This window comes from Pseudomonas sp. 29, from assembly GCF_002754355.1.
In the GTDB taxonomy this organism is placed as follows: domain Bacteria; phylum Pseudomonadota; class Gammaproteobacteria; order Pseudomonadales; family Pseudomonadaceae; genus Aquipseudomonas; species Aquipseudomonas neuropathica.
The window spans coordinates 4,296,489-4,320,927 of sequence record NZ_PEEY01000001.1 but is presented as its reverse complement, the minus strand read 5'-3'; the positions used below and the strand labels follow the sequence as shown (position 1 = coordinate 4,320,927).

The following is a 24,439-nucleotide window of genomic DNA, read 5'->3' as shown; positions in this document are numbered from 1 at the left end:
CCCTCTCCCTCAGGGAGAGGGCTGGGGTGAGGGTTGCTCTTCAAAGTCGATAGAACTTCCAGCCCAGCGTCAGCCTCATAGCTAACAAGCCCCCCATTCTGGTAAGGACATGGACCTTGTTATCGCCCGCCCCGAGGGTTTGTACTGCCCTGCCGGAGATTTCTACATAGACCCGTGGCGCCCCGTCGAGCGCTCGGTCATTACCCATGCCCACGGCGATCATGCCCGTACCGGTAACCAACATTATCTGGCCAGCAGCGCCAGCGAAGGGATTTTGCGCGCGCGTCTGGGGCAGGACATCAACCTGCAAACCCTCGCCTACGGCCAGCGCCTGACGCACCACGGTGTCACCCTGAGTTTTCACCCTGCCGGCCACGTGCTCGGTTCGGCACAAGTGCGCCTGGAATACGGTGGCGAAGTCTGGGTCGCGTCCGGCGACTACAAGATCGAACCGGACGGCACCTGCGCCCCGTTCGAACCGGTGCGCTGCCACACCTTCATCACCGAATCGACCTTCGGCCTGCCTATCTATCGCTGGCAGCCACAGGCGCAGGTGTTCGGCGAGATCAATCAGTGGTGGGCTGCGAACATCGCGGCCGGCAAGGCCAGCGTGTTGTTCTGTTACTCGTTCGGCAAGGCTCAACGGATACTCCACGGCATCGACGAAAGCCTCGGTCCGATCCTCAGCCACGGTGCGGTCGAACCGCTGAATCGGGTCTACCGCGAGGCCGGCGTGTATTTGCCGCCGACGATCTACGCCGGAGAGGTGAAAAAAAACGACCCGATCATGCGCCAGGCCCTGGTCATCGCCCCGCCTTCGGCCGGTGGCAGCAGCTGGATGCGCCGTTTTGGCGAGTACAGCGACGCATTTGCCAGTGGCTGGATGCGCTTGCGTGGTGCCCGACGGCGGCGCGGCGTCGATCGCGGTTTCGTGCTCTCCGATCACGCCGACTGGCCCGGCCTATTGTGGGCCATCGAGCAAACCGGTGCGGAACGCGTCATGGTCACCCACGGTTCGATCGGCGTGCTGGTGCGGCATCTGCGCGAACAGGGTCTGGATGCCCAGGGTTTCAACACCGAATACGGCGATGACGAAGAAGAAAACCTCGCCACCGAACCGACCATCGCAGAGATGCCCGCATGAAAGCATTCGCCGAACTGTACGCCGAACTCGACGCGACCACCTCGAGCAACGCCAAACTGGCGGCGATGCAAGCCTACTTCGCCCAGGCCGAACCGCACGACGCCGCATGGGCGGTGTACTTTCTCTCCGGTGGCCGGCCCCGGCAACTGGTGCCGGTGAGAATTCTGCGCGAACTCGCCGTCGAGATCTCCGGCCTGGAACCGTGGTTGTTCGAGGAAAGCTATCAAGCGGTCGGCGACCTCGCGGAAACCATTTCGCTGGTACTCGCAGAAAACCCGCACAGCTCCGACGCTGGCCTCGCCGAGTGGATCGAAGACAAACTGCTGCCACTGCGCGGTGAAGCACCGGAATATCTGAACCGGCAACTGCCGGCCCTGTGGGCGCAATTGGATCGATCAAGCCTGATGCTGTGCATCAAATTGATCACCGGCAGTTTCCGCGTCGGCGTCTCGAAATTGCTGGTCACCCGGGCCTTGGCCTCGATGGCCGGGCTGGACAGCAAGCGTGTGGCGCAGCGTCTGGTCGGTTACACCGATCTGTCCAACCGGCCGAGCGCCGCCAGTTACCTAAAGCTGATTGCCCCTGAATCCAGCGATGAACATGCTCAGCGGGGTGGTCAGCCGTATCCGTTCTTCCTGGCCCACGCCTTGTCGCAACCGGTGGAAGAATTTGAAACGCTGATCGGCCCGCCCAGCGATTGGCAGATTGAATGGAAATGGGATGGCATCCGCGCCCAAGTGGTCAAGCGAGAGGGCCGACTCTGGATCTGGTCGCGGGGCGAGGAACTGGTGACCGAGCGTTTTCCCGAACTGGAGGTCCTGGTACACGGTTTGCCCGATGGCACGGTGATCGACGGCGAAATCGTCGTGTGGAAAAGCACGCATCCGAGCACCGAAGACGCCTTTGATCCGCAATCGACCGAACCGCCAGCCGTGCAGTCCTTCGCCCTGCTGCAACAACGCATCGGCCGCAAGACTCTCGACAAGAAAATCCTCGAAGACGTGCCGGTGGTGGTGCTCGCCTACGACCTGCTCGAATGGCAAGGCGAAGACTGGCGCAACCAGCCGCAAGCGAAACGTCGGGCGCAACTGGAAGCGGTGATTGCGCGCTGCAACAGCCCGGTGCTGCTGGCCTCACCGGTGCTGACCGGCACTGATTGGTTGGACCTCGCCCGCCAACGCGAGTCCTCGCGGCGACTGGGTGTCGAGGGCATGATGCTCAAGGCGCGCGACGCGTTATATGGCGTCGGGCGCACCAAAGACATGGGCGTATGGTGGAAGTGGAAAGTCGACCCGTTCAGCGTCGATGCGGTACTGATTTACGCGCAGCGCGGGCATGGCCGGCGGGCCAGTCTGTATAGCGATTACACCTTTGCCGTGTGGGACGGCCCGCCCGATTCGAGTCAGCGCGCGCTGGTGCCGTTCGCCAAGGCGTATTCGGGGCTGACCGATGAGGAAATGCGTCAGGTCGACAGCATCGTGCGCAAGACCACGGTGGAGAAGTTCGGCCCGGTGAGCAGTGTGAAGCCGAGTCTGGTTTTTGAACTTGGCTTTGAAGGTATTGCCCTGTCACGCCGACACAAGAGCGGGATCGCGGTGCGTTTTCCGCGGATGCTGCGCTGGCGGCAGGACAAGACCGTGGATGAAGCGGATAGCTTGGCCACTTTGCAGGATCTGTTGGCCTGACCCCTTTTCCCGGGACAACACATGACGCGGCCACAAATCGGTGCACGCTTTGGGCAATGCCCATTTCCGGGCATTCAATCGCCCTCATCCCTCCCCGCCCAACCTTTTAAAACACTTGTTCGGGACTCTGGTTCGGAAATTGCTACTTTCTATAGGTCGTACGCGTTCCAGTAACAATAATTCTGCGCCACAAGCGCTCATATTGGTTCTTAGGGATTGAATAATGAAAAAAGCATTGCTGACCCTTTCTGCACTGGCGTTGTGCATGGCCGCTGGCTCCGCGCTGGCCAAGGAATACAAAGAGCTGCGCTTTGGCGTTGACCCTTCGTACGCACCGTTCGAGTCGAAAGCGGCCGACGGCAGCCTGGTGGGCTTCGACATCGACCTGGGCAACGCGATCTGCGCCGAACTCAAGGTCAAGTGCAAGTGGGTCGAAAGTGACTTCGACGGCATGATTCCGGGCCTCAAGGCCAACAAATTCGACGGTGTGATCTCGTCGATGACCGTGACCCCGGCTCGCGAAAAAGTCATCGACTTCTCCAGCGAACTGTTCTCCGGCCCGACCGCTTACGTGTCGAAAAAAGGCTCCGGCATCACCGCCGACGTTGCTTCGCTGAAGGGTAAAACCGTCGGCTACGAGCAAGGCACCATTCAGGAAGCCTACGCCAAAGCCGTGCTGGACAAGGCCGGCGTGAAAACCCAGGCCTATCAGAACCAGGATCAGGTGTACTCCGACCTGACCTCCGGCCGTCTCGACGCCGGTATTCAGGACATGCTGCAAGCCGAACTGGGCTTCTTGAAGTCGCCACAGGGTGCCGACTATGACGTCAGCAAGCCAGTCGACAACGAATTGCTGCCAGCCAAAACCGCTGTCGGTATTAAGAAAGGTAACACTGAGTTGAAGGCGCTTTTAGATAAAGGTATCAAAGCGTTACACGATGACGGCAAATACGCCGAGATTCAAAAGAAACACTTTGGCGATCTGAATCTGTACAGCGGCAAATAATGCCCCGGCGCCCATCCTCGATGGGCGCCTTTTCCATCCGCTCAGGTTGCTGATTTATGTTCGAAAACCTCTTACAAAATCTGGGGCTCTCCGCCTTCAGCCTCAAGGGCTTCGGCCCTTTGCTGTTGGAAGGCACCTGGATGACCATCAAATTGTCGGCGTTGTCGCTACTGGTGGCCGTGTTGCTAGGCCTGCTCGGCGCCAGTGCCAAACTGTCAAAAATAAAACTGGTGCGCCTGCCCGCCCAGCTCTACACCACGCTGATTCGCGGGGTGCCGGATCTGGTGCTGATGCTGCTGATTTTCTACAGCCTGCAAACCTGGCTGACGTCCCTGACTGACTACATGGAATGGGAATACATCGAGATCAACCCGTTCAGCGCCGGGGTGCTGACGCTGGGCTTCATTTATGGCGCGTATTTCACCGAAACTTTCCGTGGCGCGATCCTCGCCGTGCCGCGCGGTCAGGTTGAAGCCGCCACCGCGTATGGCCTCAAACGCGGCCAGCGCTTTCGCTTCGTGGTGTTCCCGCAAATGATGCGTTTCGCCCTGCCGGGCATCGGCAACAACTGGATGGTGATGCTCAAGGCCACCGCGCTGGTGTCGATCATCGGCCTCGCCGACCTGGTCAAAGCGGCGCAGGACGCCGGTAAAAGCACTTATCAACTGTTCTACTTCCTGGTCCTCGCCGCGTTGATCTATCTGCTGATCACCAGTGCCTCGAACTTCATCCTGCGCTGGCTTGAACGTCGCTACGCCGCCGGTGCCCGGGAGGCCGTACGATGATCGAACTTCTGCAGGAATACTGGCGCGCCTTCCTCTATACCGACGGCCAGAACATTACCGGGCTGGCGATGACGCTGTGGCTGCTCAGCGCCTCGATCTTCATCGGTTTCCTGGTGTCGATTCCGCTGTCGATCGCACGCGTCTCGAGCCACTTCTACATCCGCTGGCCGGTGCAGTTCTACACCTACCTGTTCCGTGGCACGCCGCTGTATATCCAGCTGCTGATCTGCTACACCGGGATCTACAGCCTGGCCGCCGTGCGTGCGCAGCCGCTGCTCGACAGTTTCTTTCGCGATGCGATGAACTGCACGATCCTCGCCTTTGCCCTGAACACTTGCGCCTACACCACGGAGATTTTCGCCGGGGCGATCCGCAGCATGAACCACGGCGAAGTCGAGGCGGCCAAGGCTTACGGGCTGACCGGCTGGAAGCTGTATGCCTACGTGATCATGCCGTCGGCGCTGCGCCGTTCGTTGCCGTATTACAGCAACGAAGTGATCCTGATGCTGCACTCGACCACCGTGGCCTTCACCGCGACCATCCCCGACATCCTGAAAGTTGCGCGGGACGCCAACTCGGCGACCTTCCTGACCTTTCAGTCGTTCGGCATCGCCGCGTTGATCTACCTGACCATCACCTTTGCGCTGGTCGGCCTGTTCCGCCTTGCCGAACGCCGATGGCTGGCCTTCCTCGGGCCGACTCACTAGGCCCAGTTCAGGAATAAAGAGATAAAAAATGCGCCACCTGATTCATGACTTGCTGGCCCCGCTGCCGGGGACCGCACGACAGATCCACAGCTTCCACTTCGGCCCGGAGCAGGCCAAAGGCAAGGTCTACATCCAGTCCTCGCTGCACGCCGATGAATTGCCCGGCATGCTCGTGGCCTGGCACCTCAAGCAGCGTCTGGCGGAGCTGGAAGCCGCCGGACGCCTGCGCAGCCAAATCGTGCTGGTGCCGGTGGCCAACCCGGTCGGCCTCGAACAAGTGCTGATGGACGTGCCGTTGGGCCGCTACGAACTGGAGAGCGGGCAGAACTTCAACCGCTGGTTCGTCGATCTCAGCGAAGAGATCGGCAACGCCATCGAAGGCAAGCTGAACGACGATCCGCAACACAACCTCGAACTGATCCGCACACATCTGCGCGACGCGCTCGCCCGCCAGACCGCCAGCACGCAACTGCAATCCCAGCGTCTGACCCTGCAACGGTTGGCCTGCGACGCGGACATGGTGCTGGACTTGCACTGCGATTTCGAATCGGTGGTGCACCTTTACACCACGCCCGAAGCGTGGCCGCAGGTCGAACCGCTGGCGCGCTACATCGAAGCTCAGGCGAGTCTGTTGGCCACCGACTCCGGCGGTCAGTCGTTCGACGAATGCTTCACCCTACTGTGGTGGCAACTGAAGGAGCGCTTCGGCGAACACTTCGAGATTCCGCTGGGCAGTTTCTCGGTGACCGTCGAGTTGCGCGGTCAAGGCGATGTCACCCATCCGCTGGCCAGCCGCGACTGCCAGGCGCTGATCGATTATCTGATCCAGTCCGATGCGATTGTCGGCGAGACCAAATCGCAACCACCGTTGCCGTTCCCCGCTACGCCGCTGGCCGGTGTGGAACCGGTGACCACCCCGGTCGGCGGGCTGCTGGTTTACACCGCCACGGCGGGTCAATACCTCGAAGCCGGGCAACAGATCGCCGAAATCATCGACCCGATCCACGATCGGGTCACCCCCGTTCATTGCACCAGCGCCGGCGTGATGTACGCCCGCTCGCTGCGACGCATGGCCACTGCCGGCATGGTTATCGCCCACGTCGCGGGCGCTGAAGCCTATCGCAGCGGCTACCTACTTTCGCCTTGAGGATGTCTGTCCCATGTACAAACTGACCGTTGAAGGCCTGCACAAAAGCTATGGCGACCATCAGGTGCTCAAAGGCGTTTCGCTCAAGGCCAAGACCGGCGACGTGATCAGCCTGATCGGCGCCAGCGGCTCGGGCAAAAGCACCTTTTTGCGCTGCATCAACTTTCTCGAACAACCCAACGATGGCGCCATGAGCCTCGATGGCCAGGCGATCCGCATGGTCACCGACCGCCACGGCATGCACGTCGCCGACGCCGATGAACTGCAGCGCCTGCGCACGCGGCTGGCGATGGTGTTCCAGCACTTCAACCTGTGGAGCCACATGACCGTGCTGGAAAACATCACCATGGCCCCGCGCCGGGTGCTGGGTTGCAGCAAACAGGAAGCCGACGACCGTGCGCGGCGTTATCTGGACAAGGTTGGCCTGCCGGCACGAGTGGCCGATCAATACCCGGCGTTTCTCTCAGGCGGTCAGCAACAGCGCGTGGCGATTGCCCGGGCGCTGGCGATGGAGCCGGAGGTAATGCTGTTTGATGAACCGACCTCGGCGCTCGATCCGGAATTGGTCGGTGAAGTGTTGAAGGTGATTCAAGGGCTGGCCGAGGAAGGCCGGACCATGATCATGGTGACCCATGAGATGAGCTTCGCCCGTAAAGTTTCCAGCCAGGTGTTGTTCCTGCACCAAGGTCTGGTGGAAGAAGAAGGTGCGCCCGAGGATGTACTCGGCAACCCTAAAAGCGAACGCCTGAAACAATTCCTCAGCGGCAACCTCAAATAGCCATTAGTGCAAAACCCTGTGGGAGCGAGCTTGCTCGCGAAAGCATTCTGTCAGTCACATTGATTTTGAATGTTCCGCCGCCTTCGCGAGCAAGCTCGCTCCCACAGTGGACCTCCGCAGCCTACAAAAATCAAACTTGTCCGCCCGCCCCGTGGTCACTGGAAGAACCCCTCCAGAGCGCGCGCAGCCCGCATGGCGAAATCCTCCGATCTGGCAAAAATCTGGTTCAGCGCCCGCAACTGGAAGCCGTTCGCCTTTCAGAAACAGGTCTGGGCGGCGGTCAAAAACGGCCAATCCGGTCTGCTCCACGCCAGCACCGGTGCCGGCAAAACCTATGCGGTGTGGTTTGCCGCGCTCAATCGCTTCGCCAAACCCGCCGCTGTTGTTGAAAGCCCACGCAAGCGCAAACCACCGGCCGAACCACTGACCGTGCTGTGGATCACCCCCATGCGCGCCCTCGCCGCCGACACTGCGCGCGCCCTGCAAACACCGGTCGATGACCTGCAGATCCCATGGAGCATCGGCCTGCGCACCGGCGATACCAGCAGCAGTGAACGCGCCCGGCAGAGCCGGCGCCTGCCGACCACGCTGATCACCACCCCGGAAAGCCTGACCTTACTGCTCGCTCGTGCCGATGCGCAGGTGGCGCTGGCGAGTCTGCGCATGATCGTCGTCGATGAATGGCACGAACTGCTCGGTAACAAGCGCGGCGTGCAACTGCAACTGGCCCTCGCACGCCTGCGGCATTGGCAACCCGAACTGATCGTCTGGGGGGTGTCCGCCACTCTCGGTAATCAATCCCACGCCGAACAAGTGCTGATCCCACAGGGCGGCGGCATCAGCATTCAGGGGCAAAACGAAAAAGCGCTGAAGGTCGACACCCTCCTCCCACCGGCGATTGAACGTTTTCCGTGGGCCGGACACATCGGCCTGAAGATGCTGCCGCAAGTGGTCACCGAACTGGAGGCCTGCGCCAGCAGCTTGGTTTTCACCAATACCCGAGCGCAATCGGAAATCTGGTATCAGGCATTGCTGGAGGCGCGACCCGATTGGGCCGGGTTGATCGCTTTGCATCACAGTTCACTGTCTCGCGAGACTCGCGACTGGGTCGAACAGGCCTTGAAAGACGGGCACCTCAAAGCCGTGGTCTGCACCTCGAGCCTGGATCTGGGCGTGGATTTCCTGCCAGTCGAGCGCGTGCTGCAAATCGGCTCGGCCAAAGGCGTCGCGCGCCTGATGCAACGCGCCGGTCGTTCAGGCCACGCGCCGGGACGCACCTCGCGAGTAACGCTGGTGCCGACTCACAGCCTTGAGCTGATCGAAGCCGCTGCCGCCCGTGATGCCGTCGAACAACGGCGTATCGAACCACGCCAGTCACCGCACAAACCGCTGGATGTGCTGGTCCAGCATTTGGTCAGCATGGCCCTTGGCGGTGGATTTTTACCCGATGAGCTGTACGAAGAAGTCCGTGGCGCCTGGGCTTATCGTGACCTGACAGCTGCTGACTGGGCCTGGGCGCTGGCTTTCGTACGCCATGGCGGGATGTCTCTGACAGCCTATCCGGATTACCGCCGGGTCGAGCCAGACGAGCACGGCGTCTGGCGGGTGCCGGATGCGCGATTGGCGCGGCGCCATCGCATGAGCATCGGCACCATCGTCAGTGACGCGAGCATCCATCTGAAATTCTGGAGCAAGGGCGGCGGTGGCAAACAGTTGGGCAGTGTCGAGGAAGGTTTCATCGCACGGCTTAAACCGGGTGACGGTTTTCTCTTCGCCGGGCGTTTACTGGAGTTGGTGCGAGTGGAAAACATGACCGCTTACGTCAAACGCAGCACCGCAAAAAAAGCCGCCGTGCCGCGCTGGAATGGCGGGCGCATGCCGCTTTCCAATGAGCTCGCCGCCGCCGTCGTCAGTCGTTTCAGCGCGGCCGCGCAGGGTGAGTTTGTCGGGCCGGAAATGCACGCACTGCGGCCGTTACTGGAAACGCAGATGCGCTGGTCTGGACTGCCCACCACCGAAAACCTGTTGGCCGAGGTGCTGAAGTCCCGCGAAGGCTGGCACCTTTTCCTCTATCCCTTTGCCGGGCGCCAGGTGCATCTGGGACTGGCGAGCCTGTTGGCATGGCGCGTCAGTCAACGGCAGCCCGTGACGTTTTCCATCGCGGTGAACGATTACGGCCTGGAATTGCTCAGCGCCACGCCGATCGACTGGGCCGAGTATTTGAATGCCGATCTCTTCAATGCCGATGATTTATTAGCGGACGTTCTGGCCAGTCTGAACGCAGGCGAACTGGCCTTGCGCCGTTTTCGCGAGATCGCGCGGATTGCCGGGCTGGTCTTCGCCGGCTACCCCGGCGCACCGAAAAGCACCCGACAGGTGCAGGCGTCCAGCGGACTGTTTTTTGAAGTGTTCAAACAATACGACGCAGATAATCTGTTGCTGGCCCAGGCCGGGGAAGAAGTCCTGCGAGAAGAACTGGATATTCGTCGCTTGGAACAGACATTGGAGCGGATCAACGGGATGAAACTGGACGTGCATCAGGTTAAACGTCCTACACCACTGGGCTTCCCGCTGCTGGTGGAGCGCATGCGCGAAAGCATGAGTTCGGAAAAACTCGCTGATCGCATCAGGCGAATGGTTGGTGATCTGGAGAACAGCGCCGACAAGGATAAATCCTCATGAGTTCAGGCTACCCGGTACGCCTGGCCGGCGAAGAACTATGGCTTTTGCCGGAAAAAGCCCTGTACTGGCCCGCGCAACAGGTCCTGCTGATTGCCGATGTGCATTTCGGCAAAGCGGCGGCTTACCGCAGTCTGGGTCAACCGGTTCCGCACGGCACCACGGCGAGCAATATCGCAGTGATTGATCGGCTGCTGGCGAAGCTGCCCTGCCGGTTATTGATCTTTCTCGGTGACTTCCTCCACGGGCCCGGCTCTCATGCGCCAGGCACGCTGGACGCGCTGGCACAATGGCGCGCGCGCCACGCTGATCTGCCGATGACACTGATTCGCGGCAATCATGACAAACGCGCCGGTGATCCACCTGAATCGCTGAATATCCGGGTGGTGCCGGAACCGCTGCTGCTCGGGCCATTCGCCTTGCAGCACGAGCCTGATCCGCACCCTGAAAGGCACGTGCTGGCGGGTCACGTACACCCGGTCTATCGGCTGCGCGGCAAGGGTCGGCAAAGCTTGCGCCTGGCGTGTTTCAGGCTCGGCGAACGCCTCAGCCTGCTACCGGCATTCGGCGCCTTCACCGGCGGCTATGCGGTCGAGCGCGAAGAGAGTTGCAGGATTTTCGTCATCGGCGATAACGAAATATGGCCAGTCAGTTGAAGTCTTTGCAGACCTCATCTGACTGGCCATTGGTTGTCAATGCAGATCAGGCAACCGGTGCCGGTGGCGGCTCGTCCGGAAGCGTCGGTTCGCCAGGCTCGCTTGGTTGCTCGTTGGGGGTATCGGGATCGGGCTGTCCGGGAATTCCGCCGGCCATGCTCAGTGGCGGATGCGCCAACAAGGACCAGGCCAATACGCCAATCTGATTGGGCTCGAGCCTTGCCAGTTCGGCAGTGATTTGCGGATCGATCTTCATAGGGCACTCCTCGGCGAAGGCCCGTTTTGCCGAAAGCAAAAACGGGCAGTACACCCCATAGAGTGTCTGCCCGCCAAAGAATTCCCGCGATCTGTCGGATGGACCGATCAGGTGCGCGGCAAGGTCACGCCACGCTGGCCCTGGTACTTGCCACCGCGATCCTTGTAGGACACTTCACATTCCTCGTCGGATTCGAGGAACAGCATCTGTGCCACGCCTTCGTTGGCGTAGATTTTCGCCGGCAGGTTGGTGGTGTTGGAGAATTCCAGGGTCACGTGGCCTTCCCACTCAGGCTCAAGCGGCGTGACGTTAACGATGATGCCGCAACGCGCGTAGGTGCTTTTACCCAGGCAGATGGTCAGCACATTGCGCGGAATGCGGAAATATTCGACGGTGCTGGCCAGGGCGAAGGAGTTCGGCGGAATGATGCAAACATCGCTGTGGACGTCGACGAAGCTGCCCGGATCGAAGTTTTTCGGGTCGACGATGGACGAGTTGATGTTGGTGAACACCTTGAAGTGATTGGTGCAGCGCACGTCGTAGCCGTAGCTCGATACACCGTAGGAGATCACTCGGCTGTCATCGCTGCCGCGCATCTGGCGCTCGACGAACGGCTCGATCATGCCCTGTTCCTGCGCCATGCGGCGAATCCACTTGTCCGATTTGATGCTCATGGCGGGGTGTCCTGAATAGCGAGGTGGAAAAATTCTGTCCGGCATCTTACCGGGCGCGCCGCCGGGTTCAAAGTGCGCGGTGCAATTCTCGCCGAACACCCATGAAATACGGGCTTTGGCGACGAACCGTCACACCGCCGATCCCGAAAACAGAGAAACCTTCGCAAGAAGCATTGGCACTTCTCGGAAACTGGGTTAAGGTGGCGTCACTGTGTTGCTTGTGTCACTGAGAATCTCTACACGATATGTTGAATTTCGATCCAACCATCTACAAGAATTTTTCCTGCTCTTTGCACTCAGTCTCGGCCAGGGTTCTTCCTGAGTCGCAGTTATCTTTGTTCAAGGAGTTACACCATGTCTAATCGCCAAACCGGTACCGTTAAGTGGTTCAACGATGAAAAAGGCTTCGGCTTCATCACTCCACAATCCGGTGACGACCTGTTCGTTCACTTCAAAGCTATCCAATCCGACGGCTTCAAAAGCCTGAAAGAAGGCCAACAGGTTTCTTTCATCGCTACCCGCGGTCAGAAAGGCATGCAAGCTGAAGAAGTACAAGTTATCTAACTTGTAGCTTCTTTAGAAAAGAGCCCCGCCCTTAAAAGCGGGGCTTTTTTGTGGACGTCTGTTTTGTACAGGCAAAAAAAATCGCAGCCTGCCAGGGCTGCGATTTTTTGTGGGTGCCTTACCAGGCCACGCCAAACCCGGCGGTATAACGGGTCTTGTTCAGATCGGCATCGTTGGTGCCGCTGATGATGTCGCGTTCAGCCTTGAGGTTGAGCGACGCCCAGTCGGTGACCTTGTAGCGCAGCCCCAATTCAGCATCCAGCGCGTAATCGGCAACACCCGACAGCGGCTTGCCCACTTCACCGTTGGTGAAGAACTCGACTTTCTTGCCGATCAGGTAACGGTTGTAATCCCACTTCATCGCGACGGAATAGAAGTTGTCTTTGCTACCATCGCGATACTCGTAGTCGGTGCGGTTAAGCAGCGAGCCCAGCGAGAACGCGCCCAACTCGTCGTCCCAGAACTGGTAGCCAGGACCGGTACCGACCACACGCTGGCGTGCCAGCTCTTCGATGTGATCGCGCTTGTAGTTCAGACGGCCTTGCCAAAACCATTTATCGGTCAGGAAGCGGTCGAGTGCGTATTCGGCGCGCCAGTTGTCGGTGGTGGTCTCGTCGTCCTGCACTTCGCGGTTGTATTCACCCTCGGCGGTATGACGCCAGCGCCCATGCCGTGCTGTGGTCTTGAAGCCGACATCGTAGTCATCAGTGTCTTTCTCGGCGCGTTGATAATCCAGCGCCAGGTCGACATTGCCCTTCCACACCAGATCCTCGACCACCGGTTTCGGTTTGAGAATCTGCTGAATGCTCGCCAGCTCAACGGTTTTCGGCGCCTCACCGTTGGCCAGGGTGACCTTGCCATCTTCGGCAGCCGTCAGCGACTTGGACACTTCACCGCTGTAGGCATCCTGTTTGACCAGCAAGTGCTGATCACTGTCCAGCGTCTTGACCTCTTTCCAGTCAATGGTGACCGCACCGGCGTATTTGGTCTGGATCAACAGCTTGCCGCCATCGAACACGGTGATGGTGCCGCTCAACTTGTCACCGTTCTTCAACCAGACGGTGTCGGCAAGCAGGGGCGTGGACGCACTGAAAACAGCAAGGCACAGCAGGGATCTGGACAACATAAGCAAATCGAAGGCTCAAGTTTGCGAAAAAAGGTCGGCATTATCCGTAGGAATAAGACCCTGACAAGGACTGACCGGACTATTTCCGATGAGTTCATTTCTCAATTGCGCGATCACCGATTACTCTGAAAGCCATCAAACTGTTCATGCTCAGGAACCGCGCACGTGAAAGACCCGCTCGACAGCGTTGAAAACGATGCGCAAATCCGACGCACGGCGCTCTACTCGACGCTCGCCCAAGTGCCCGAAGGCAAAGTCGTCAGTTATGGTCAGTTAGCTGAACTGGCCGGGCTGGGGCGCGCCGCCCGCTGGGTCGGCCGCACCTTGAGTCAGTTACCCAGCGATACAAAGCTGCCCTGGCACCGTGTGCTGGGCGCCGGCGGTCGGATCAGCCTGCCGGTGGGCAGCCCGTCCGGCGATGAACAACGGGCTCGATTGCGCATGGAAGGCATCACCGTCCTGAACAATCGTGTGGATATTCAGCGCCATGGCTGGCGTCCGGTAGAGCACAGCGGTTAGAGTGCGCGCTTTGTTTCCGCAATCTTGAGGCAGACTTCAGCCCATGCCCCGTAAAACCTGGCGCGCCGCGCTAGCCGCTTATGCCAGTCCTTCGACGCTCGTGCTGTTGTTGCTCGGTTTCGCCGCCGGCCTGCCGTACATGCTGGTGTTCTCTACGCTATCCGTCTGGCTGCGTGAAGCCGGTGTCGCCCGTGAAACCATTGGCTACGCCAGCCTGATCGGCCTGGCCTATGCGTTCAAATGGGTCTGGTCACCACTGCTCGACCAATGGCGCCTGCCTTTGCTGGGCAAACTTGGCCGTCGCCGTTCGTGGCTGGTGCTCTCACAAGCCCTGGTCATCCTCGGCTTGATCGGCATGGGTTTCTGCGACCCGCAAAAGCACCTGTCCTGGTTGATCGCCATTGCGGTTGTCGTCGCCTTCGCCTCCGCCACCCAAGACATCGCGGTCGACGCCTATCGCCTGGAAATCGCCGAAGACAACCGCCAGGCCGCCCTCGCCGCCAGCTATATGTCCGGGTATCGCGTGGCTGCACTGCTGGCCACCGCTGGCGCGCTGTTCTTCGCTGAGGGCTTCGGCTCCACTGGCTTCAACTATCAGCATTCGGCCTGGGCCGGCACCTACGCGCTGTTCGGTGCCTTGATGATTCCCGCGCTGCTGACCACGCTGTTCATGCGCGAGCCACCGGTGCCGCTACGCACTCAGTTGCAGGCCGGGCGTTACACCTTCATGCACCAACTGATGTCGGTGTTTGTGCTGATCGTGTTGCTGGTCTCGGTACCGGCGATGTTCACCCAGCTCTACAACACTGATTTCGCCAGCGTACTGTTCGGCGGCATGAGCCCGCTCGACCTGCTGCTTGAAGACCGCGCGTTTCTGCGCGCCATTCTGTATACGCTGCTGACCGGTCTGTGCCTGTCGACCATGGGCCGTCGCGGCCTCGCCCCGGTGCTGACGCCGGTCAACGACTTCATTCTGCGCTATCGCTGGCAGGCACTGCTGTTGCTCGGCCTGATCGCCACTTATCGAATGTCGGACACGGTGATGGGCGTCATGGCCAACGTGTTCTACATCGACCAGGGTTTTACCAAGGATCAGATTGCCAGTGTCAGCAAGATCTTCGGCCTGATCATGACGCTGGTCGGCGCCGGCATGGGCGGCCTGCTGATCGTGCGCTTCGGCATTCTGCCGATCCTGTTCATCGGCGGCGCGGCCTCGGCAGCCACCAACCTGCTGTTCGTCATGCTCGCCGACATGGGCCCGAACCTGCAGATGCTGGTGGTGACCATATCCCTCGACAACTTCAGTTCCGGCCTGGCGACGTCGGCGTTCGTTGCCTACCTGTCGAGCCTGACCAACCTGAAGTTCTCGGCCACGCAATACGCGCTGCTCAGCTCGATCATGCTGCTGTTGCCGCGCCTGATGGGCGGCTATTCCGGGGTTCTGGTGGAGAAGTTCGGTTACCACAGTTTCTTCCTGATCACCGCCCTGCTCGGTGTGCCGACTCTGCTGTTGATCGCCCTGCACTGGTTCCAGGAGAGCCGCCGCCAAGGCCCGACGCCAACGCCCGAGCCTGTGCCGACACCGGTCGCAGAAGAATCGTAAGACGTTTCGGCAACGGCGGGAGGAATCCCGCCGTCGTGCCTCCCTACTGACCTCACGCCTGTACGTCGGCAAAACTCGCCGGTACACTGCGGAGTCATTTCCAGTCATAGCAACCGACAACGGCCAACCATGCGCACCAGTCAATTTTTGCTCGCCACACAGAAAGAAACGCCTTCCGACGCGGTCGTGATCAGCCACCAGCTGATGCTGCGCGCCGGCATGATCCGCAAGCTCGCCTCCGGCCTGTACACCTGGCTGCCCATGGGCCTGCGAGTCATGCGCAAGGTTGAAGCCATCGTTCGCGAAGAGATGAACGCTGCAGGTTCTCTGGAAGTGTTGATGCCGAGCACCCAACCGGCCGAGCTGTGGCAGGAATCGGGGCGCTGGGAAGAGTACGGCCCTGAGCTGCTGCGCATCAAAGACCGCCACGGTCGCGACTTCTGCGCGGGCCCGACCCATGAAGAAGTGATCACCGATCTGATGCGCAACGAGTTGAGCAGCTACAAACAGCTGCCGATCAACCTGTACCAGATCCAGACCAAATTCCGTGACGAAATCCGCCCACGCTTCGGCTTGATGCGTGGCCGTGAATTCATCATGAAAGATGCTTACTCGTTCCACGCTGATCAGGCATCGCTGCAGGTCACCTATGACCGCATGCACCAAGCGTACTGCAACGTGTTTACCCGCTTGGGCCTGAAATTCCGTCCGGTTGAAGCCGACAACGGTTCGATCGGTGGCGCCGGTTCGCACGAATTCCACGTACTGGCCGAGTCCGGCGAAGACGACATCGTCTTCAGCAACGGTTCCGACTACGCGGCGAACATCGAAAAAGCCGAAGCGGTGCCACGCGAAACTTCGCGCCCTGCTCCGACCGAAGAGCTGCGCCTGGTCGATACGCCAGACACCAAAACCATCGCGGCGCTGGTGGAAAAATTCAATCTGCCGATTGAAAAGACCATCAAGACCCTGATCGTGCGCGCCGAAGAAGAAGGCAAGCTGATCGCGCTGGTCATCCGCGGCGACCACGAACTCAACGAAATCAAGGCTGCCCAGCAACCTGGCGTGGCCAGCCCGCTGGTCATGGCCACCGATGCCGAACTGCGTGACGCCATTGGCGCCGGCGCCGGCTCGCTCGGCCCGCTGAACCTGCCGCTGCCAATCATCATCGACCGTTCGGTCGAGCTGATGAGCGACTTCGGTATCGGCGCGAACATCGACGACAAGCACTACTTCGGCGTGAACTGGGAGCGTGATCTGCCGGTTCCGACCGTGGCTGACCTGCGCAACGTGGTCGCCGGCGATCCAAGCCCGGACGGCAAAGGCACCCTGGAAATCAAGCGCGGCATCGAAGTCGGGCACATCTTCCAGCTGGGCAACAAGTACAGCAAGGCGATGAAGTGCGAAGTGCTGGGCGAGAACGGCAAGCCAGTCACCCTGGAAATGGGTTGCTACGGCATCGGCGTATCTCGCGTGGTGGCTGCGGCCATTGAGCAGAACAACGACGCCAACGGCATCATCTGGAGCGACACCTTGGCGCCGTTCCAGATCGCTCTGGTGCCGCTGCGCTATGAAACCGAGCAGGTGCGCGAAGCCACCGACAAGCTGTACGCCGAACTGACAGCTGCCGGCTTCGAAGTGCTGCTGGACGATCGCGACAAGAAAACCAGCCCGGGCATCAAGTTCGCGGACATGGAGCTGATCGGCATTCCACACCGGATCGTGGTCAGCGACCGCGGCCTCGCCGAAGGCAACCTGGAATACAAGAGCCGTACCGAGCCGGAAGCGCAAGCGCTGCCGGTCGCCGATGTGGTGTCCTTCCTTCAGGCCCGTATCCGCCGCTGAAACCAGATAGAGACGTCATGTTCAAGCGAAACACCTTAGGCCTCGGTGGCACCGCCCTGTGCGGTGCCCTGCTGGTCAGCGGCTGTGCCAATCACATGTCACAACGCAGCGAGCACGAAGAGCGGGTCGAGCGAAAATTGCTCGACCACAGCCTGCAGATCGATGTCGGTGAGCCTAAGGAGCTTGAGCTGCCGCAGCGACGCGTAAAGATCAACGAGCAGAAGACCTTCGAAGTCACTGAGTTCGAAGTGACGCGTCGCTACGATCGCTACACGCCTTACCAGCCTTGGCGGGAGATCTATGAGATTCCGCTGGGCGCGGTAGCCGTGGTGGGCGGCATCGGCGCCAACGTGGTCAATGTGTTCGCCCTCGGCAACTTGCCGGACAGCGTCACCAAGGACTGGCTGAGCTATGGTTTTGCCGGGCTCAACCCGTTCATGAACGCGCAGTCCAACGGTCGTGCGCAACAGAACCTGGCCGGCATCGATGAACTCCAGCGCGACAAGCGTACGGAGTATTCGAGCCTGCCGTGGAGCGAACGCCCGGTGCAGGTCAAGGCTGGCAAACAGACCTTCGACATGACCACTGATCGTAACGGTGTGCTGCGCCTGAACCTGCTCGACAGTCCGTTTGCCGAAAATGACCTCAATCATGTCGGCAAACTGCAGATCAGCGTCGAAGACGCCAAGGATGACGTGCACTCTGACTCATCGCTGATGATCAGCAGTCATCTGCGCGGCAAGTTGCTGGAAGCGCACGGGCTGATTTATGACGACCTGGAAGACGACGAAGTGAGCCAGTGGGTGCACCGGGTCAAACGTCTGTCGGAACTGGGTCTGGAAGAAGAAGCCAGCGAGCTGGAACAAAGCCTGATCGAATTGACGCGCAACGATCCTGAGTTGCAGACCGAGTTTCTCAAGTCGCTGACCAAGGATGCCGGACGCTTGGTTGCAGATCCGGGACCGAATTAAAGCCAATCGCGAGCAGGCTCACTCCTACATTGGAACGCGCTTCAATGTGGGAGCGAGCCTGCTCGCGAAGAGGCCCTGACGCACACCGGAAAATTACCGTTCAAACAACTCCATCTGCTCAAACCCTCCGCGTAAATCCTCCAGCCTTACCCCAACCCCCAACAACCGCACCGGTTTCCCGCCGCGATTAAACGCCTGCGTCAGCATCAACTGATAACTGCCCAGATCCCGCCCTGCCCCGGCCTGCTCCAGTGTGGTCTGGGTGAAATCATGAAACTTCACTTTGACGAACGGCTTGCCCGGCCGATAACTGCTGTCGATCCGCGCCATACGGGTTTTCAGGGTTTCGAGCAGTTCGGGCAATTTATCCAGGCAACTGCGTAGATCCGGCAGATCAACGTCGTAGGTATTTTCCACACTGATCGACTGACGCCGGCTGTCGTTATGCACCAACCGATCATCGATCCCACGGGCCAGACTCCACAGTCGCTCGCCAAAACTGCCGAACTCGCGCACCAGCGCCAGCTTGTCCCACTCGCGCAAGTGCTGGCAGTCGACGATCCCCAGCTTGCCGAGCTTGTCGGCGGTGACCTTGCCGACGCCGTGCAACTTGCTCACCGGCAAACCGCTGACAAACTCCTCCACCTGATCCGGCGTAATAACGAACAGTCCATTGGGCTTTTTCCAGTCACTGGCGATTTTTGCCAGAAACTTGTTCGGCGCCACGCCCGCAGACACGGTGATGTGCAATTGATTGGAGACCCGCCGGCGAATGTCTTGGGCAATGCGTGTGGCACTGCCGCCGAAATGCGCGCTATCGGAAACATCCAGATAAGCCTCATCCAGCGACAGCGGTTCAATCAGGTCGGTGTAATCGCTGAAGATCGTGTGTATTTCTTTCGACGCTTCGCGATAGGCGTCCATGCGCGGCTTGACGATGGTCAGGTCCGGGCACAGCTTCAAAGCATGTCCCGAAGCCATCGCCGAACGCACGCCATAGGCCCGCGCTTCGTAATTGCAGGTGGCGATCACCCCGCGCCGGTCCGCCGAGCCACCCACCGCCAACGGCTTGCCGGCCAGACGCGGGTCATCGCGCATCTCGATGGCGGCGTAGAAACAGTCGCAGTCAATGTGGATGATTTTTCGCTGAGTCATGTCAGAAAAGGAAACGTGGCGAGCCGGATCGGCAGTATCTCACTGACACCTGTATATAGCACCAGTGGTATGAATGTTCTTTCTAGGCGGTAGGAAATGTCCTTTGAATTTATTTTATCAATCGACGAGAGGCATCCAATAGAGCTGAAAGCCTTGCGCCATCTGCCCTGCAGCAGGAAAAACACCCGACAAAAAGCGCTAACCGATTGAACCTCAACAGATTTTATCCAGATTGCGGGTTGACACCCCTGCGTTCCTCTGTAGAATGCCGACACACAGACGCGGGATGGAGCAGTCTGGTAGCTCGTCGGGCTCATAACCCGAAGGTCGTCGGTTCAAATCCGGCTCCCGCAACCAAACATCAAAAAAGGCTACTCGAAAGAGTGGCCTTTTTTGTGCGCGTCTGTTTTGTCGATTTCCTCTTTTTATAAAGAAGCAATCGCCAAACAGGAATTCTTTGCATTTCCGAAACTTAACGCACCACCTGCGACCGTTTGACGCGAATGCACACTTATTTGACCCTTTACGGGATTAGCGGTTGACACCTCGCCGTTCGCCTGTAGAATGCCGCCACACAGACGCGGGATGGAGCAGTCTGGTAGCTCGTCGGGCTCATAACCCGAAGGTCGTCGGTTCAAATCCGGCTCCCGCAACCAAACATCAAAAAAGGCTACTCGAAAGAGTGGCCTTTTTTGTATCTGTTGAAAAAGTCCTTTCGCAACAATGATCTGTCACTGTGCAGTGAACCGCTTGGGATCTTCAGAAGTCCTCACTTGCGACTATGCTTGAGTCGCAGGCAAGGCCTCTGCAATCCAGGAACTGCCCTCGCCGATACCCGGTGAGAGGCGTAGTATTTTGTGATTATTTTTTTCTACAGGGATTGGTAACTTGGCTGGATACCTCCATCCTGTCGCGCACAATCCAAGAGGTGATTGATGCGCGCCAACTCGTCTGATCCACAAGACACCGTCACAGCGGAACACCCGATCAAACCCGAGCGCCTGCGCTTGCTGGATCGGTTGAGCAAATACCGTCAGCCCATCGGGCTGGGGGTCACCTTGCTGTTGTTCGCCATTGCGCTGATTGCCTGTCGTCATCTGCTCGCCGAACTCGATCTCGATGCGTTGCACGACTCGATTCTTGACGTGCCGAAACCCGCCTTGCTCGGCGCCTTCGGTGCGACCGTGGTCGGCTTCATTATTCTGCTTGGCTATGAATGGTCGGCCAGTCGCTATGCCGGCGTGACCTTGCCGCCGCGCACATTGGCGCTGGGCGGCTTCACCGCGTTTGCGATTGGCAATGCGATCGGTCTGTCGCTGCTGTCCGGTGGCTCGGTTCGCTACCGTTTATATGCACGACTGGGTCTGGGGGCGTCGGAAGTCGCGCACATGACCTTGTTCGCCAGCCTGTCGCTGGGTTGCGCCTTGCCGCCGCTGGCTGCACTGGCAACGCTGAGCGACCTGCCTGCTGCCTCTCAAGCCCTGGGTTTGTCCGAAGGTCTGCTCGGCACGGTTGCCGCTGTTGTGCTGGCGCTTGGCGCAGTACTGGCTGTTGGCATCTACCGTCGGCGCCTGCCGGAACAACCGTTGCGCGACAACCTGCTGGTCAGGGTTGGCCGCCGCACGCTGCGTTTGCCGGGGCGTCGCCTGACCTTCCTGCAACTGATCATTACCGCCCTCGACGTTGCGGCTGCCGCCACGGTCCTTTATCTGTTGCTGCCGGAGGCGCCGCCGTTTGGTGCATTCCTGCTGGTGTACCTGTTGGCATTGGCGGCTGGTGTACTCAGCCATGTGCCCGGCGGTGTCGGTGTGTTCGAAGCGATTCTGCTGGCCGCTTTCGCCGACACGCTAGGTGCCGCACCACTGGCCGCGGCGCTGCTGCTGTATCGCCTGATCTATGTGGTGCTGCCGCTGCTGGTCGCCTGCGTATTCCTGCTGATCAACGAAGGCCAGCGCCTGTTTCAAACCCAGACCATGCGCGCGGCGTCCGGCCTGGCGGCACCGATTCTGGCGGTGTTGGTGTTCCTGTCCGGCGTGGTGTTGCTGTTTTCCGGCGCGACGCCCGAGATTGATACACGTCTGGAGCACATCGGTTTTCTTATCCCACATCGTCTGGTCGACGCCTCGCACTTCGGCGCCAGCCTGATCGGCGTGCTCTGCCTGATGCTCGCTCAGGGCCTGCGTCGGCGCTTGTCGGCGGCGTGGATGCTCACCACCATTCTGCTGCTGGTCGGCGCCCTGCTCTCGCTGCTTAAAGGTTTCGACTGGGAAGAAGCGACGCTGATGACCCTCACCGCAGCCCTGCTCGGTGTGTTCCGTCGCTCGTTCTATCGCCCGAGCCGCCTGACCGAACTGCCCTTCTCCCCCCTGTATCTGGTGGCCAGCCTCTGTGTGCTGGGTGCTTCGACGTGGCTGCTGCTGTTCGCCTATCAGGACGTGCCGTACAGCCATCAACTGTGGTGGCAGTTCACCCTCGACGCTGACGCCCCGCGTGGCCTGCGCTCGCTGCTCGGCGCTGCCGTGCTGTTGCTGGTCATCGCGCTGACCTGGCTGCTGCGCACCGCGCGCCCGGTCATTCACCTGCCGACGCCTGACGAGCTCGATCGCGCGGCGAAGATTCTGATGGCGTCGTCGCAACCCGACGGTGGCCTCGCGCTGACCGGTGACAAGGCGCTGCTGTTTCACCAGAACGACGAAGCGTTCCTGATGTACGCACGCCGTGGCCGCAGCCTGGTGGCGCTGTACGACCCGATCGGCCCCGGCCAGCAGCGCGCCGAGATGATCTGGCAGTTCCGCGACCTTTGTGACATTCACCACGCCCGCCCGGTGTTCTATCAGGTGCGCGCGGAGAACCTGCCGTACTACATGGACATCGGCCTGACCGCGATCAAACTCGGCGAAGAAGCCCGGGTCGATCTGCTTCGCTTTGACCTGGAAGCCAAGGGCAAAGAGATGAAGGACCTGCGATACACCTGGAACCGTGGCACACGCGATGGCTTGTCGCTGGAGATCCACGAGCCGGGCCAAGCGCCGATGGACGAATTGAAAGTGATTTCCGATGCGTGGCTGACCGGCAAGAACGTGCGTGAGAAAGGCTTCTCCCTCGGCCGCTTCAGCGACGATTACCTGAAGCATTTCCGCATCGCGGTGATTCGCTTCGAAGGTCGCCCGGTGGCATTCGCCAACCTGCTCGAGACTTACAGCCATGACTTGGCCAGTCTCGACCTGATGCGTGCGCACCCGGACGCCCCCAAGCTGACCATGGAATTCATGATGGTCGGCCTGATTCAACACTATAAGAGTCACGGATACGCGCGCTTCAGCCTGGGCATGGTGCCGTTGTCGGGGTTGCAACCCCGGCGTGGTGCACCGCTGACCCAGCGTCTGGGCTCGATGGTTTTCCGCCGTGGTGAGCAGCTGTACAACTTCCAAGGCTTGCGCCGCTTCAAAGACAAGTTCCAGCCTGACTGGGAACCCCGTTATATGGCCGTGCCCGCCGGACTCGATCCGCTGGTGGCGCTGGCCGACACTGCTGCCCTGATCGCGGGCGGCTTGACTGGATTGGTGAAACGCTGATGATTCAACGCTCCCTGAAGTACATCCTGGCCGCACTGATCGTGCTGGCCGTGATTGCCGGCGGCGGTTTCTGGTACCTGAAACGCCCGGCACCGGAACCGACGCTCGAACCTGTTACGGCGGCAGACGGCACCGTTTTGACCCGCGTCATCCCCGGCACCAAACCCAAGGCGCAGGTGCTGGTCGCGGTCAACGACGACCAGAAACTCTCTGAAAAACAACTGACCACCCTGAGCCGCAGCGCCTCGGCGCAAATCGTTCAGGTGATTCTGCCCAAGGACTGCCTGCTGCAAAGCCGCGCCCTGCAAACCGGTCTGCGCGAACTGAACGGCCCGGCTACGCTGGTCAGCGGTATCGGCCCCGGCGCGGTACTGGCCTGGCGTTGGTTGTCTGAGCAAAAGGACGACAAGGCCCAAGCGATTTCCGTGGACCTGGCGCTGGAAAAACCCGGCTGCACTCACCTGTTGCCGAAATCCGCCGCCCACGGCCACTGGCTGGTGGCGTGGAACGACAACCCGGACGACGCCAGCGCAGGTTTCGTGCGCGATCAACCGAACGCCGAAACCAGCATCAGTGACTACGACATCAACCTGCCGCAAGTGCTCAACAACGAACTGCGCAAGATCCTCGTCGGCGGCGACAAGGCCAACGGCGGTCTGGCGATCCCGGTGGTTGAAGTGCCGGCCGGTCAAGCCAAGGACACCGTGACCCTGTTCCTTTCCGGTGACGGCGGCTGGCGCGATCTCGACCGCGACGTGGCGGGCGAGATGGCCAAGATCGGCTACCCGGTGGTCGGCATCGACACCCTGCGCTACTACTGGCAGCACAAGAGCCCGGAGCAAAGCGCGCTGGACCTGACCGAACTGATGCAGCACTACCGGCAGAAATGGGGCACCAAGCGCTTCATCCTCACCGGTTACTCGTTCGGTGCCGACGTTCTGCCGGCGATCTACAACCGCCTGCCGGAAACCGAGCAGCAGCGTGTAGACGCTATCATCCTGCTGGCCTTCGCCCGCACCGGCAGCTTCGAAATCGAAGTCGAAGGCTGGCTGGGCAATGCCGGCAAAGAAGCCGCCACCGGCCCGGAGATGGCCAAGCTGCCAGCGGCCAAGGTTGTGTGCATCTACGGTGAAGAAGAGACCGATGAAAGTGGCTGCACGGACAAGACTGCCGTGGGCGAGGCAGTAAAACTGCCTGGTGGCCACCACTTCGACGAGAACTACCCAGCGCTGGCCAAGCGCTTGGTGGATTTGATCGAGAAGCGTCAGAGCAAGGACTCGGTCGCCGAAGAGTGATCTGAGCCACGCCCACAAAAAGCCCCCGCAACTTCGCAGTTACGGGGGCTTTTTACATCTCGGACGATGAACCCGTTCCCCTGTAGGAGCGAGCCTGCTCGCGATAGCGCAGTGTCAGCCACCTGGTTGCCAACTGACACACCGCTATCGCGAGCAGGCTCACTCCTACAGGGGATGGCGCTGGATTCGAGATTTTGTGCAGTGACCGCAAATCTCTTGACTCTTCAGGAAGCTAAAAACGCCAAGTGTCCACATTCCATAAAACGTGG

20 protein-coding genes and 2 tRNA genes are annotated in these 24,439 nt (G+C 60.1%); 18 read left to right on the top strand and 4 right to left on the bottom strand.

The window, feature by feature from the left end; all coding sequences use genetic code 11:
- Nucleotides 1-109 precede the first annotated feature (109 nt).
- From CLU80_RS19995 to pdeM, 9 genes are all read left to right on the top strand, one after another.
- Nucleotides 110-1,144 (top strand): ligase-associated DNA damage response exonuclease, encoded by a 1,035-nt coding sequence (locus CLU80_RS19995; protein WP_099758173.1) that lies wholly within the window; start codon nucleotides 110-112, stop codon nucleotides 1,142-1,144.
- Nucleotides 1,141-2,829, top strand: a complete 1,689-nt coding sequence (locus CLU80_RS19990) for an ATP-dependent DNA ligase (RefSeq protein WP_093436322.1) — start codon at nucleotides 1,141-1,143, stop codon at nucleotides 2,827-2,829. The genes CLU80_RS19995 and CLU80_RS19990 overlap by 4 nt, the downstream gene beginning before the upstream one ends.
- Before the next feature lie 223 nt (nucleotides 2,830-3,052).
- Nucleotides 3,053-3,835 (top strand): transporter substrate-binding domain-containing protein, encoded by a 783-nt coding sequence (locus tag CLU80_RS19985; RefSeq protein ID WP_008083900.1) that lies wholly within the window; start codon nucleotides 3,053-3,055, stop codon nucleotides 3,833-3,835.
- 56 nt (nucleotides 3,836-3,891) lie between these two features.
- Nucleotides 3,892-4,620, top strand: coding sequence for an ABC transporter permease (locus tag CLU80_RS19980; RefSeq protein ID WP_093436331.1), 729 nt, complete (start codon nucleotides 3,892-3,894; stop codon nucleotides 4,618-4,620).
- Entirely contained in the window at nucleotides 4,617-5,327 is a 711-nt protein-coding gene (locus tag CLU80_RS19975; RefSeq protein ID WP_093436336.1) for an ABC transporter permease, read from the top strand. The genes CLU80_RS19980 and CLU80_RS19975 overlap by 4 nt, the downstream gene beginning before the upstream one ends.
- A 28-nt stretch (nucleotides 5,328-5,355) precedes the next feature.
- Entirely contained in the window at nucleotides 5,356-6,474 is a 1,119-nt protein-coding gene (locus CLU80_RS19970; RefSeq protein WP_099758172.1) for a succinylglutamate desuccinylase/aspartoacylase family protein, read from the top strand.
- 13 nt (nucleotides 6,475-6,487) lie between these two features.
- Nucleotides 6,488-7,252: an ABC transporter ATP-binding protein gene (locus CLU80_RS19965; protein WP_034154958.1), complete on the top strand. Its 765-nt coding sequence runs from the start codon at nucleotides 6,488-6,490 to the stop codon at nucleotides 7,250-7,252.
- A gap of 192 nt (nucleotides 7,253-7,444) precedes the next feature.
- A complete protein-coding gene (locus tag CLU80_RS19960; RefSeq protein WP_099758170.1) occupies nucleotides 7,445-9,934 on the top strand; it encodes a ligase-associated DNA damage response DEXH box helicase in 2,490 nt (829 codons plus the stop codon).
- Entirely contained in the window at nucleotides 9,931-10,587 is a 657-nt protein-coding gene (gene pdeM / locus CLU80_RS19955; RefSeq protein ID WP_093436351.1) for a ligase-associated DNA damage response endonuclease PdeM, read from the top strand. Before CLU80_RS19960 ends, pdeM begins: the two co-directional genes overlap by 4 nt.
- A 46-nt stretch (nucleotides 10,588-10,633) precedes the next feature.
- Here the strand turns inward: pdeM and CLU80_RS19950 are convergent, their stop codons facing one another.
- Together CLU80_RS19950 and dcd are read right to left on the bottom strand one after the other, a co-directional pair.
- A complete protein-coding gene (locus CLU80_RS19950) occupies nucleotides 10,634-10,843 on the bottom strand; it encodes a hypothetical protein (RefSeq protein WP_095049111.1) in 210 nt (69 codons plus the stop codon).
- Nucleotides 10,844-10,950: 107 nt separating this feature from the next.
- Nucleotides 10,951-11,517: a dCTP deaminase gene (gene dcd, locus CLU80_RS19945; RefSeq protein WP_093436360.1), complete on the bottom strand. Its 567-nt coding sequence runs from the start codon at nucleotides 11,515-11,517 to the stop codon at nucleotides 10,951-10,953.
- Between the two features lie 354 nt (nucleotides 11,518-11,871).
- On the opposite strand from dcd, the gene CLU80_RS19940 reads away from it, so the two are divergent.
- Complete coding sequence (locus CLU80_RS19940) at nucleotides 11,872-12,081, top strand: cold-shock protein (RefSeq protein ID WP_002554837.1); 210 nt, start codon at nucleotides 11,872-11,874, stop codon at nucleotides 12,079-12,081.
- A gap of 118 nt (nucleotides 12,082-12,199) precedes the next feature.
- Here the strand turns inward: CLU80_RS19940 and CLU80_RS19935 are convergent, their stop codons facing one another.
- Complete coding sequence (locus tag CLU80_RS19935; protein WP_093436364.1) at nucleotides 12,200-13,207, bottom strand: DUF481 domain-containing protein; 1,008 nt, start codon at nucleotides 13,205-13,207, stop codon at nucleotides 12,200-12,202.
- Nucleotides 13,208-13,372: 165 nt separating this feature from the next.
- On the opposite strand from CLU80_RS19935, the gene CLU80_RS19930 reads away from it, so the two are divergent.
- The 4 genes from CLU80_RS19930 to CLU80_RS19915 all read left to right on the top strand — a co-directional run bounded on the left by CLU80_RS19930 (nucleotide 13,373) and on the right by CLU80_RS19915 (nucleotide 18,145).
- On the top strand, nucleotides 13,373-13,726 hold the full coding sequence (locus CLU80_RS19930) for an MGMT family protein (protein WP_093436367.1): 354 nt from the start codon (nucleotides 13,373-13,375) through the stop codon (nucleotides 13,724-13,726).
- 43 nt (nucleotides 13,727-13,769) lie between these two features.
- On the top strand, nucleotides 13,770-15,329 hold the full coding sequence (locus CLU80_RS19925; RefSeq protein ID WP_093436370.1) for an AmpG family muropeptide MFS transporter: 1,560 nt from the start codon (nucleotides 13,770-13,772) through the stop codon (nucleotides 15,327-15,329).
- Between the two features lie 129 nt (nucleotides 15,330-15,458).
- Nucleotides 15,459-17,174 (top strand): proline--tRNA ligase, encoded by a 1,716-nt coding sequence (locus CLU80_RS19920; protein ID WP_093436373.1) that lies wholly within the window; start codon nucleotides 15,459-15,461, stop codon nucleotides 17,172-17,174.
- A gap of 17 nt (nucleotides 17,175-17,191) precedes the next feature.
- The gene (locus CLU80_RS19915) at nucleotides 17,192-18,145 is read left to right on the top strand and encodes a hypothetical protein (RefSeq protein ID WP_099758169.1); all 954 of its coding nucleotides are present in this window, start codon (nucleotides 17,192-17,194) and stop codon (nucleotides 18,143-18,145) included.
- A gap of 93 nt (nucleotides 18,146-18,238) precedes the next feature.
- Here CLU80_RS19915 and dinB read toward each other — a convergent pair whose 3' ends face one another.
- Nucleotides 18,239-19,300 (bottom strand): DNA polymerase IV, encoded by a 1,062-nt coding sequence (gene dinB, locus CLU80_RS19910; protein WP_095049107.1) that lies wholly within the window; start codon nucleotides 19,298-19,300, stop codon nucleotides 18,239-18,241.
- 280 nt (nucleotides 19,301-19,580) lie between these two features.
- On the opposite strand from dinB, the gene CLU80_RS19905 reads away from it, so the two are divergent.
- The 4 genes from CLU80_RS19905 (at nucleotide 19,581) to CLU80_RS19890 (ending at nucleotide 24,170) form a co-directional block, all read left to right on the top strand.
- Nucleotides 19,581-19,657: transfer RNA gene (locus CLU80_RS19905), tRNA-Met, on the top strand.
- A 222-nt stretch (nucleotides 19,658-19,879) separates the two neighbouring features.
- Nucleotides 19,880-19,956 (top strand) — tRNA-Met (locus tag CLU80_RS19900).
- A 279-nt stretch (nucleotides 19,957-20,235) separates the two neighbouring features.
- Nucleotides 20,236-22,875 (top strand): bifunctional lysylphosphatidylglycerol flippase/synthetase MprF, encoded by a 2,640-nt coding sequence (gene mprF / locus CLU80_RS19895; protein ID WP_099758168.1) that lies wholly within the window; start codon nucleotides 20,236-20,238, stop codon nucleotides 22,873-22,875.
- Nucleotides 22,875-24,170, top strand: coding sequence for a virulence factor family protein (locus tag CLU80_RS19890; RefSeq protein ID WP_095126537.1), 1,296 nt, complete (start codon nucleotides 22,875-22,877; stop codon nucleotides 24,168-24,170). Before mprF ends, CLU80_RS19890 begins: the two co-directional genes overlap by 1 nt.
- Nucleotides 24,171-24,439: the final 269 nt, after the last annotated feature.